This is a genomic window from Paenibacillus sp. 4624, from assembly GCF_050435065.1.
In the GTDB taxonomy this organism is placed as follows: domain Bacteria; phylum Bacillota; class Bacilli; order Paenibacillales; family Paenibacillaceae; genus Paenibacillus; species Paenibacillus amylolyticus_D.
Map to the genome: position 1 here is coordinate 62,093 of NZ_JBNDJR010000013.1, position 11,773 is coordinate 73,865.

The 11,773-nt window shown below is 46.0% G+C and carries 9 protein-coding genes; 1 reads left to right on the forward strand and 8 read right to left on the reverse strand.

Going from position 1 to position 11,773, the window contains the following annotated elements; all coding sequences use genetic code 11:
* The first annotated feature begins 75 nt into the window (after positions 1-75).
* On the forward strand, positions 76-858 hold the full coding sequence (locus ABIE27_RS25520) for a YcnI family protein (protein WP_240037004.1): 783 nt from the start codon (positions 76-78) through the stop codon (positions 856-858).
* Between the two features lie 187 nt (positions 859-1,045).
* Here ABIE27_RS25520 and ABIE27_RS25525 read toward each other — a convergent pair whose 3' ends face one another.
* The 8 genes from ABIE27_RS25525 to ABIE27_RS25560 form a co-directional block, all read right to left on the reverse strand.
* Entirely contained in the window at positions 1,046-1,318 is a 273-nt protein-coding gene (locus tag ABIE27_RS25525; protein ID WP_090918837.1) for a hypothetical protein, read from the reverse strand.
* 75 nt (positions 1,319-1,393) lie between these two features.
* Positions 1,394-2,731: a lipase family protein gene (locus ABIE27_RS25530; RefSeq protein WP_429351842.1), complete on the reverse strand. Its 1,338-nt coding sequence runs from the start codon at positions 2,729-2,731 to the stop codon at positions 1,394-1,396.
* Between the two features lie 17 nt (positions 2,732-2,748).
* Positions 2,749-3,090, reverse strand: a complete 342-nt coding sequence (locus tag ABIE27_RS25535) for a hypothetical protein (protein ID WP_151458095.1) — start codon at positions 3,088-3,090, stop codon at positions 2,749-2,751.
* Between the two features lie 347 nt (positions 3,091-3,437).
* Positions 3,438-5,660: a peptidase domain-containing ABC transporter gene (locus ABIE27_RS25540; RefSeq protein WP_429351843.1), complete on the reverse strand. Its 2,223-nt coding sequence runs from the start codon at positions 5,658-5,660 to the stop codon at positions 3,438-3,440.
* Positions 5,653-8,997, reverse strand: a complete 3,345-nt coding sequence (locus ABIE27_RS25545) for a type 2 lanthipeptide synthetase LanM family protein (protein WP_429351844.1) — start codon at positions 8,995-8,997, stop codon at positions 5,653-5,655. Before ABIE27_RS25545 ends, ABIE27_RS25540 begins: the two co-directional genes overlap by 8 nt.
* 108 nt (positions 8,998-9,105) lie before the next feature.
* Positions 9,106-9,288 carry a type A2 lanthipeptide gene (locus ABIE27_RS25550; protein WP_161556976.1) on the reverse strand — a complete coding sequence of 61 codons (183 nt, stop codon included), beginning with the start codon at positions 9,286-9,288 and terminating at the stop codon, positions 9,106-9,108.
* Positions 9,289-9,563: 275 nt separating this feature from the next.
* Positions 9,564-10,949 (reverse strand): sensor histidine kinase, encoded by a 1,386-nt coding sequence (locus ABIE27_RS25555; protein WP_429351845.1) that lies wholly within the window; start codon positions 10,947-10,949, stop codon positions 9,564-9,566.
* Positions 10,949-11,662, reverse strand: coding sequence for a response regulator transcription factor (locus ABIE27_RS25560; protein ID WP_123065511.1), 714 nt, complete (start codon positions 11,660-11,662; stop codon positions 10,949-10,951). The genes ABIE27_RS25555 and ABIE27_RS25560 overlap by 1 nt, the downstream gene beginning before the upstream one ends.
* Between the last annotated feature and the right edge of the window lie 111 nt (positions 11,663-11,773).

Below are 11,773 nucleotides of genomic sequence, written 5' to 3' on the forward strand. Positions count from 1 at the left end.
TAAACAACAAAACATCTTTAAAAGAGTGAAGTGTATCTAAAAACGATTTGCATAAGAATGAGAGGGGTTATCATTTTGAAGAAGACAACATGGGTATCCAAACTAACATCCGCTATGGCAACAGGGGCAGCAGCGTTCCTGCTGTTCTCCGGTTTGGCCAGCGCTCACGTCACAGTAAATCCATCCGTTGCACAAACTAGTGCATGGCAGACGTATACGATTAAAGTACCGTCCGAGAAAGAGCTGCCAACAACTAAAATTACACTCAAAATTCCAGAGGGTGTTGCATTTAAGCAATATCAGCCGCTGGCTGGGTGGAAGATCACAACCGAGAAAAACGATTCTAAAGAAGTAACCTCGATCACTTGGGAGATTGATGGAGATAACCAAGGGATTCTGGCTGGACAGTTCCAACAGTTTAACTTTGTTGCACAAAACCCAAAGACAGAAACAGAAGTGGCATGGGATGCCTTCCAATATTACAGTGATGGCAGCATTGTCGAGTGGACAGGCCAGCCGGGGGCGAACTCGCCTCACAGCATTACAACCATCAGCGAAGATCCTGCAACTACTGGCAATGCCGCAGCAGGTGGCACAAGTAATGGGCATGACAGTGCAGGTACTGCTGGCACCGCGACAGGTGACAAAGCTTCTGACACTGCGACTGATGGCAAAAAAGGAAATGATGACACTACTCTCGGCGATGCGCTCTCCGATACAGTAACTGGTCAACCGAATAACACGGATTCCGATGCAGGTACGTTGAAGCTGCAACAAGCAACGTTAATCGTATCGATCCTGGCTCTGATCATGTCCTTCCTGGGCATCGCACTAGCCACTCGCCGCAAAAAGCGTTAATTCGCAGTTCTCTTACCCGGGGTCACCCGAAGAGAATATTGTAATAAGATGCACAAAGGAGTTTGCAGCAAACGGGATAACCCCGTTCATGCTACAAACTCCTTTTTTTGGTTAACACATATTCAGAATTCAGATGACTTGCCTTACATACTACATGTGCCATCCGCATATGGCACACAGCTGCTTTTTAACGTTGCTGATCCGTTTGAATCATAAATTCAATGTACTGGATCAGACTTTTTTTCTGCATTTCGATGGATTGGATACGCTTGGCGAGACCTGCGAAAAACTCTTCAATCTGTTGCCTCGTATGATCCGCAGATTGCCCTTTCCAATCGTTCAGACGGCTGTACAGCGCTCTTGCCTCCTGCTCATCCGCTTGCATGCGAACCAGTAGCTGTGACAGCTCTTTTTCCGCAATCCGCAGGTCATTCAATTCCACCAGCAATTGTCCGCTCATCCGTGGTTCCCTCCCCCTCAGTGCACGTTCTCACCTTGAATGCTCATTGCTATCTCTCCAGCCTGCCATTTATAACTAGTTAAAATGTACCGGACTCTCATCCGCTTGCCGGAAAGCCTCTGCCTTTTCCTCAATAAAGTTCAGGAACTGACTCGTATGCTTCATATGCCACGTGCTCAGCTCCTGGATGGATGCATCCAAGTGGGTCACAATAGGCTCCAGTCTGCGACTGCGGCTTGAATGTAAATATTGAGCCATACGTGTCCGCACCTGATTCAGCTCGGCATTGCATTGCTGGGCATTTTGTTTCCAGCGAGAAGCCACACTTTTCAGCTCTTCCGGGGTAACCTGGATTAGACCCGATCCCAGTGCTGCGGCCGCGCCTCTGCCTGCACCGCCTCTCAGTCCCATCGGACCTACCGCTTTGCTAAGTGGCCCCAGATTCTCCATAAGTCTTGGCGAATAACGAACCCGCTCACCCGTGATCGGATCATACAATTCGTTGGAAATATAACCATTCTTGAAGTCATACTGATCCAGGCTGTGGTAGTTTTCTCCGCCAAATGTATTCTTAATTTTATCAATCAGACTTACACCATTATTGGCATCTGCGTAATTCGAATCAATATAATACGTAGAACCTACATGACGATCATATCCGCCTAACGTTCCGCTAGCGACCAGATCACCCGGACTCGCATAGTTCGTCACTTGCCCATCCAACTCACCGGCCTCAACCCGCCGACGCATCTCAGGAGTCAAGTTGCCCATCACTGAAGGTGCACTGAATGTAACCGCAGGAAGACCTGTATAAGCGGAAGCATATTGTGCATCCCCACCTCCAAGAGAATGTCCTGTCAGAGAGAAATTCAGATCGCCATACTTTTCTTTCATATGGTTCGCATAATCTTCCGACTGATACATCTGGTTAGCCCAGCCCGTAGGCGAATAGGTCTTTTCAATATCCTTTACGCGATCGCCCGTCCAGTTTTGTACATCTCTTACCCGGTCGCCAGCCCAGTTCTCCACTTTGGAAATACCTGTGGAATCTTTGATATTCTGAACGCCTCTGTCCAGCCAATCCGGTGTCAGGTTGTCTACAAATTGTGCCGTGTCTTGTTGCCCCTTGCGGATCAACTCTCCGCCCCCGATGCGTGCATCCATCACGAAATCGGGCACCGAGCGATCCAGAGATGCACTTCCCTCGGTTCCTCGGTAGGCAATGACCGCCTCCTTGGTCTCGGGATTATAGAATGTCACGGCGTCGAAGCCGGAAAATTTATTGCTCTCTGTGCCCTCCAGCACTTGCCAGCCGGGAAGCTCCGTTAAACGGTCACCTGCCTTTTGATCCTGATAGGCTAACTCCGATAAGGTTTTGTACGTTTCATCATCGATGTTCCTGCCGTTACTCAATCACTGCACCTCCCCTTTTATTTGGCGTATGGATCATGTCCTTTAGCCTTAATGACTTCCTCGAGCTCGGGACTAATCACGAGATTTTTAGTGATTTTTTTCTTGTAATCGTACGATATGCCAAAGCTCTGATCCTCATGATCCTTCACATGCCCTTTCAGTCCGATCTGCGACATCGCCATCTCTGGCAGCAGTTCCTTGCTCGTCACGACCACATCCAGTTCAAACTTTTCTTTGAAGTGCTGCACCACAACCTTCTCAGCCTCCTGGTACAACGCCTGTTTCTCACTCTCCGTCATCTTCTGACACCCTCCCAGCAATATAGTGAACACCATCATCAGTGCAAATAAACTTCTCATCCATTTCGTGCGCGGAATAGCAATTCCCCCTTTTGGCTCAAACCTTTGTAAGTAAAGAGCGCCCCCTTCACCTGTTACATGCATCATAGTACAAAATCAACATAAGACACATCCGCTCACAGGAGCGTTTTCCTGAAACTTTTCTCCTAGTTGATTCATGCCTATATTTGGGTGTATATTACCCGACCCTAAGACTGTTGTACCAATTAGGCCCTAACTTTTCCTTATAAAAAGCAAAAAAACTTTCTTCCGAACACCGGCTGGTGTCAAAAAGAAAGCTTGATTATACGTGACACACCTCTTATCCAGGCCCAGCGAAGCAGTGCCATCCTCATAAATAACATGCTCTATCCATATTGTCTGAGCTGGGCCTCATTCAGCTGCTCACCTACGAGTCTCTGATACGCATCACACCTTGCAACCAGTTCTTCATGTGTTCCGGCATCGACAAGTTCTCCTTGATCCAGCACATAGATCGTGTCCGCATTTCGAATTGTGCTCAGCCTGTGAGCAATAATAATTTGAGTACATTTCAACATGCTTAGGTTCCCGGCAATCGTAGATTCCGTTAACGTATCCAGTGCACTGGTTGCCTCATCCAAAAGCAGAATTTTGGGCCTGCTCACGAGCGCCCGCGCAAGAGCTACCCGTTGTTTCTGTCCCCCGGACAGATTAGAGCCTGCCTCCGAAATCAGCGTGTTATATTTCATCGGCATGCGCTCGATATCTGAATGAATATCGGCAAGTTTTGCAGCAAACATCACCTCTTCTGCAGTTGCTTCTTCCGCATGCAGCTTGATGTTATCGTAAACGGTATTATTAAACACGAAGTTATCCTGAAGAACAATGCTAACTTGATCACGAATATGTTGAGGATCTAATTCCTCCGCATGGATGCCATCGAAATAAATATTTCCATGTGTAGGGGTGTACAACCCCACTAGCAATTTAGCGAGAGTACTTTTACCTGAGCCTGATCTGCCAACGAGAGCAACCTTCTGTCCCGCTTTAATGGTCATGCTGATGCCATTTAGTACAGGATTACTGTATTCCGTATATTTGAAGCTCACATGGTCAATCGTGATATCACCCTGAAGCTCGGCAACATGCACCATCTCCGTTGATTTCTTCTGAAAAGACCGACCCTTTTCTGCCAAAATCACATCATAAATCCGATCCAGCAACGCATCCGCCATCACGAACTCGTTCAGCATCAAGGCAAGTGAATTAAGCGGCCCCAGAAACAGTGCAGCCAGAGACTGGAATGAAACAAGCATACCTAACGTCATATTGCCCTGCATAATCTGGTACAAACCCACGAGCAAAATGAGCATCGGTGTCATAAAATTCAACGTGTTTGTTATCGTGTTAACTCGAGTTTGAAAAATAGCCTTTTCCTTCACCGTGGCAAGCTGGCGTTTGAATAACTCCCGCCATTTTTCTTCCGTGCGCTGCTCGATACCCAGCGATTTAATCGTTGAAATTCCTTCCAACACTTCGGTCATAAAAGATCCTGCCAAGCTCTGAGCTACAATCTGAGTTTGCGTCAGTTTTTTGAACCTGCTGCGCGTGTATACAAAAATAAGAACCTGTGTTATTCCTATACCTAGCAACGTGAACGCAATAATGCGTGATTGAATGACAATGTAGGTAAACGTCACCACGATTAAAAATAAATTGATGAACGTGGAAATCATTTTTTGCGACAAAATTTCCCGGATGGTAACATTGCTGTTGATTCGCATCATCAGATCTCCGCGAGAGCGAATCTCAAAATATTGATACGGGAGCTTCAACATGTGGGACACAAAATTGGTGGTTAACTGCGAATCCAGGACTTCCTGAAGACGCACGATACACATATCCTTCACGTATCCAAAACCGATCTGAAACAAGGTTAACAAGGCCACACTGGTGATCAGCACGGGAAAAATGGAGTATCCCTCATTGCCCGTTACCGCATCAATCGAAACCTGCATCAGGAACGGAAAAAGCACCGATACAAGCTGTAATCCCAAAGCAAGCAATACGGCCCACACAAAATACTTTTTGTTGCTGCGAATCAAATCTTTGAAATACGCTACTTTGCTCATCTTTTTATCTGAAAAAGGGACAAACGCCTCATCCGGGTATACCAGCAGAAAAATACCTGAATATTTCTCTTCGAACTCCTGTTTAGTGATGGTGATTCTTCCCATGGCAGGATCAACAATGGTATATAACTTGCCAGCCTTAATCTCCTCAAGCACAATAAAATGTCGCTGCTCCCAGAAACAGATGACCGGCAAGAAATCATTGCTGAGCGAAGGCACAGGTGCCTTTTTGGCTACACCTTTCAGATGATAGGTTTCGGCTACCTCCTTCATTTTCAACATGGAGCTTCCGTCACGACCGCTTCCCAGCATGGCAAACCGTTCCTTCAGATCGGTAAAATCGGCTTCATAGCCGTAGTACGAAAGCAACATATGCAAGCAGCTGGGCCCGCAGTCATATTGATTCATCTGCAATTTAACAGGAACTTTTCGCTGTGTCTTGCCACGCAGACGGCTAAATACGGAACGTTTAGGCATAAGACTGTCCCGGTTCAGATGACGGCTCTGCCGTATACCCCTGCTGTCTGGTAAAAGCCATCTCTACCCTATCCTGCTGCGTGACCTGCTTTACATCCTTCGGTTCATGGCTTACTGGCCCTTCCATCATAAGCACAGAAGGCAGTGTCCGATTATACAGCCGCAGTAATTGGTATCCGATTCCGGCTAGACCCAGCATAAGTCCTGGTATTTGTTGGCGACTCGGAATGCCGCATCTCCAGTGACCGTTATCCTGTCTAACCTTGGTCATGATATAATCAGCCATTTGATAAGCGTATGCTTCCAACGTTTCATCCTGCCAATAGTCGGCTGCGAGCAAGATCAGCTCCAAATTCCCCATATCTCCGTGACATAGTGAATAACTGACTTCTGTAAAACCATCTTCCATGGTCTTGCTCACCGCTCGGCGAATGTCTTTTTCCAGGGCCTCTATAGGCCCACGGAAGCTTAACTCCTGTGCTGTTCCTACGCGGGCAATGCCCAAACCAGGTGCACCGTTACACCAATACATGACATAATGTTCTTCCGACATATTGCCATCCGTAAACCGGAGATCCTTCCAGTTATTCACCTCGTAACTGTAGATCGCTTCCTCATATTTAATTCCTTCCAAACAAGCTTCAAAATAAGGTTGGTGACCTGTAACACGGTACAGACGGGCAAGACTCAGACATATGCCTGCGTTTCCATGTGAAATGCCGCTAAGGGGCACTTTATTGATCGCCGATGTCACCCACGCCATGCCTTGTTCCATCGGCTGAGCCAGCTCAAGTAGCCGATCTGCGCATCGTGTAGCTGTATCCAGTGCTTTAGGCAGGTGGAACATCGTATACAGATCCACACATGCCATCAATGTGCCTGCACAACCTGAGATGACATCCAGCCGCTCATCTTCCTCAATCATCTCATCCAGTATATCCAACAGTTCAAGCAGTTCCGGATGAACATCCTGTTCGGAGGATACCTTCGCTTTATGCACCAACAAATAGAGAAGTGATCCGTAACCTGTAAACAGCGAGATATTTCTGTCCATGTTTTTGCGAATCATCTCCCAAGCTGTCTGGATACACAAATCGACCATCTCCGTATACTTCCCGTCACCCGTCTCTTGACCCAGATAAAGATAGAAATAGGCGATGCCAGTGACCCCATTGTATAAACCAAGTTCGGAGGATTTATAGATTAGTTTCTCGTCCGCGTCCATGCCCATGCTGATCCAGGATACGGTGCTACCCTCATCTCCCGTAATAGCGATATCCTTAATATAATCACCAATTCTTACGGCTTCACGTAAATAATCGGCTCGGGTCGTGGAGATTGGATGCCCATTCAACGCCTCTGGCCTTACACGCTCTGTACTCTTCTCCATAGCGAATGAGCGCTCCAGTACATACTTCGTTTGCAGTGTGCGTTCCGTAAATTCCCACTGCATATCCATATCATCTTCATTCATGGCCCGAACCTTCGTCTCCGTCTGGGTCAAGATATCCGAGTCATATACACCTTCAATGGCTTCATTATCCGAATGATGAAACAGCACCTTCTCACCAATCAACGTTTTGAACATAGGTACATCTCCGTGCAACAGATCATGGCATTCATAGCTGACCAGTTTCTCACGGTTACGATCCTGCCGGACGATGGCCCACATCATGTCAAACAGCAGACTTTTGTCCAGCCCATTGCGTAAATATTTAGGATGGGAGCTGGCTTCGATTAATGTAAAATAGGTCACCGTCGGCCGAACGATCGTCCGCACAGCACATCCATGAAAATGGTGGCGTACCGCCATGATGAAACGGTCTTTTTGCTCCATGATGGAACGATAAGTGCGATAAAACCCTTCTTTCAAACGATGAATATGGCGTTCGGGTTGTATCGGCGATTGATTGTAAGAAGGCAGGTGACTGAACCGACTTACAGCAATCTTGCTTCGTTTGATCCTCATCATATCTGTGTTTTTATCGTGAACCTCGTAGGTATTGAGAATCTGTTCCACATCTCCGGCAAGCCCGCTCAGATCGCTATGATACAAGGCGTTGGAGTCCAGCGTAGGGAGCATGCTTGTTTTTAATACGGAATCATTCAATATCGAAATGGTCTTCTCCAGTGCCGTATATTGCTCCTTCTCATCCATATACTTGAAGGGTTGATTGTGCAGCAAAGACTCCAGATCAACGAAGAACGGATGCTCTCCTTGGGCAACGATATTTTCCATGTGCATATCCGTTGCGTTTAATGCATATAGAATCGCTAAATATTGTCCCTGTCTCTCAAAAAAGCGTTCTGCCTCTTCGTGAAGGGTTACTTCCTCGTAAGAAATATATTGCTGCCAGCCATACTCGGAACGGTCCAGCGTTTTGGTAATCCGGAAAGGCAATCCAATCTCCTGTTCATTAAACCACTGTAGTATACCAGCAAATGCAGTATCAATTGCCATGTCTCTCGGCTTGTACATGACATTAACGTCCCCGGTAAATTTCAACCGCAGCACGCTGGCTCCGCCATTGTGGGAATCTCCCAGAAATACGATATCCTCCAGCCTGTCCAGTGTAAAATCAAACAAAGATTCCAGTTCATGACGGTCGGCCGTCAATCGCTCCAGAACCCGAATCATATTCTGATTGATCCGCAACGTGTGCTCGGCAATGCCTCGGGCAAGAACCGGATATTCCAGTAACAGATTGAGAATTTGTTCTCTGGACTGAATTTTCTCGCTTACAAAATGCAAATACCTCTGCCGGGAATCTTCACCTATCAACTCCTCCTGGAGCCGAGCTTTATTTAGTTCATAGATGAGTGTCTTCGCAGACAAGTGAAACACTTTATCCGAGACAGTCTTCAGTACAAGCCCGATGACACGGCGCCGATCCAGCCACTCATATCCTTCTGACAGACCTTCTGTCATGATCTGAATAGATCGTTGCAGAAAAGGTTGTGAAAATTCAAAAAAAGGGATTTCCTCTGTATTGCCCTCGATGAAATATGTAATATCCTCATGCTCATTCTCAAGAAACGTTTTCCGAAGCTCCTGATGCCAGCCCATATCTGTAAACGCGTACTGGAAACCTGGAGTTTGAAATAGACTATTCACCTTATTCATTTCCATAGATTCAGCCTGAAATCGATCCGCTAATTGCTCTTGATCCTGAAAGAACTGATCCAGCCACAACTTCATTCTTACATCGTTTGAGGATAGTGCGGCTCCATGAGCGGAAGGCTCGGCAGCAACTCCAGGTTCAAACTGCTTGTATTTCTCTGTCAAATATAAAGCATCACCCCAGCGGGAGTTATTCAACTGCTCCTGTATGCTCATCGTTTTCTCTCCCTTTCTAATCAATGGTTGTAAACAGGAAAACGCCATATAAATACTTCAAGCACATAACTGAGATCAGCTATGTGCTTGAAGAAAATCGAAGCAGAATTAACAACAAGTCAACCAGGAAGAAGGTGAAACAGAATTATAATGGCACTCATGGCTCACTGTGCAAAATACACCGCCGCTTTTCTTATCCTCGATTGCGGCTAACGCCCCTGTAACCACCATCAGTTCATCATCACTGATGTCTTCGATTGCTGCCAATGCTTCGAGATTGAATTGTTTCATTGAAAAAACCTCCATTCAATTTTTTGTATATGTATAGCTTAAATAAGCTAAACACCGGAGTTTATTCAAACAAAACATATATTTACATTAAATATAAAATATGTAATTCATTTCTGTCTTCACTCTATCATACTTTGCTAGATTTTGTAAATCCTTATTTTTCCTTCTCTGGATCATCCCAAAAATCGACTAGATCATACTTCAATTTCAAACTCTTCATATTACGTTGTTATACGCATATGCTTGTAAAGAACCTGTCCTGAGACAGGCAACTCTCACACCGTTACAGGCAATTGTAATACCGCTTGAAGCCCTCCTTGGTTGTTACGCTGGAGCAGGAGTTTCCCCCGATGGGCTTGAGCAATCCGTGATACCATCGGAAGTCCGAGACCATGCCCATGACGTGGAGGTCTTATGCGACCTGCCGTATAAGGAAGAACCAATACATCATGCAGATCTTCCTCCGGAATTCCCTTCCCATCATCGGAAACTATGAATTGTGCGTAACCACTTCGTACTTCACGCTTGATCATCAATTCGATTGCACACCCCTCTGGATTATGTCTGATGCTGTTCTGCACCAGATTGGTTACCGCTCGGTATAACAATCGTTCATCCCCTTGCACATACAGACTTTCGTCTTGAACATCCAGCGATATCGGATAACGCTCGTCCAGACCATTATTTAAAAAATCAGATACAACTTGCCTTGCCAGAACAGACAATCGAATGGATCTCATCTGCAAGGGCTGCATTTCATACTCCAGCATGGATACCAGATTCAAATCACTGACGAGTGATCGCAGACGCTCCCCCTGACGCCGAATAATGGATGCCTGTTGCTTTTGTTCGGTTGTTAGATCCGCTTGCTCCTCCAGTTCACTGGCATATCCCAAAATCATGGATAATGGCGTCCGTATATCATGCGATATCCCTGATATCCAGTTGGATCGTGCCTCATCCCTTGCCTTTAGCGCATCATTTTTCTCCTGTAGCATATGGGAGGTCGAGTTGATGCTTTCAGACAAATCATTGAATATGCCCTTGGTTTCAACCTGCACCGGCTCTCCTTTAGCAAGTGCATGAATGCCATCGATCAACGGGCGAATGCTTCGTATGACACGGGTTCCGATTAGCAGAGAGATAAGTAGCGCAAGTGCCACATTACATATCAATAACAGTACAATCCTTAGCGGTAGAGACTTGAGCCAATCCGCCAAAAAATCGAACTGGTATTTTCCATACGTATTTTTGGGATACCCCAACACCAGAAGTCCATCTTCCCGTTCCCACACATATACCGGGTACTCTTTAAGATAGTATCGAGAAAATTTAGCAACATCAGTCACACTATAAGTACGGGGGATTTCTACTGGAAGACGCTCACTCCACTGTACCCTGCCCTCCTGATTCAAAAGCATCGCCCAGGCTTGATGTTCAGCGAGAATCTCCACCCCTTTACTCTGTAACGTGTAGTCCCCCTGCTCGCTCTTGCTCAAACTGCCTGCGACCTGTTTGACAACAGCACTGGGGGAAGGACCTTCGTGAATTTCCTTGAAGATCAATGAACCCAGCAATACGAGATTAAATAAAAGCAGTACAACAGATACAAGAATGGTAGAACCGACAAATCTTCTTAGAATGCGAACCAAACCATCCATTATCGAGTCTCCTGAGTCATCAGTTTATAACCAAGCCCACGGACGGTTAACAGATACGCTGGTTTAGACGGGTCCTCTTCGATTTTCTCCCGAATCCGCCGAACATGAACCATTAGGGTGTTCTCATATCCGTAACTCTCATCTCCCCAAACGGCCTGACATAGTGCATCACTGGTTACAATCCGGTTCTGATTCTCATAAAGTTTGACCAGTATAGCGTGCTCCTTGGCTGTCAGTGGAAGTTCTGTTTCCTTCCCATGAACGACAGCGCTCTCCAAATCAATGGTTAATCCACCTAGACGAAATACAGGCAATCTCTCTATCGTATTGGAAGCGTATACCCTTTTCAAAATGCCCATGAGCCGAAGAATCAGCTCTCTTGGAAGAAAAGGTTTGACCATATAATCATCTGCTCCCAAACCTAAACCGAGTAAACGATCCTCATCCTCCCCTCGCGCTGACAAAAATAGCACAGGCATGTCCGAGAAGGAACGGATAGAAGACAATAAAGAGAATCCGTCTCCATCTGGCAACATGATATCCAGGATGGCTGCATCCGGCTTCTCTATTCTGCACATCGCCAGAGCATGGGCCACATTACCTGCGGTATAGACTCTGAAAAAGCCCTCCTTACGCAAAAAGCGTTCAATCATCTCGCGGATTTCCGGTTCATCATCTACAATCAGTATTTTCTTGTTTTTCATTATGTCCATTCGTATCACCCTTTTCATTATACATCAGGACACGAATACAATCCTATATTTTCCAATTCTATTTAAGGTAAATGTAAGGTTATCTTCAGCCAAGAGCAAGACGTCTGATCT

Coding starts and splice junctions, on each gene's coding strand:
- ABIE27_RS25525 (WP_090918837.1), bottom strand. CDS start 1,318: ATGAGCGGACAATTGCTGGTGGAATTGAATGACCTGCGGATTGCGGAA.
- ABIE27_RS25535 (WP_151458095.1), bottom strand. CDS start 3,090: ATGAGAAGTTTATTTGCACTGATGATGGTGTTCACTATATTGCTGGGA.
- ABIE27_RS25540 (WP_429351843.1), bottom strand. CDS start 5,660: ATGCCTAAACGTTCCGTATTTAGCCGTCTGCGTGGCAAGACACAGCGA.
- ABIE27_RS25545 (WP_429351844.1), bottom strand. CDS start 8,997: ATGAGCATACAGGAGCAGTTGAATAACTCCCGCTGGGGTGATGCTTTA.
- ABIE27_RS25550 (WP_161556976.1), bottom strand. CDS start 9,288: ATGAAACAATTCAATCTCGAAGCATTGGCAGCAATCGAAGACATCAGT.
- ABIE27_RS25555 (WP_429351845.1), bottom strand. CDS start 10,949: ATGGATGGTTTGGTTCGCATTCTAAGAAGATTTGTCGGTTCTACCATT.
- ABIE27_RS25560 (WP_123065511.1), bottom strand. CDS start 11,662: ATGGACATAATGAAAAACAAGAAAATACTGATTGTAGATGATGAACCG.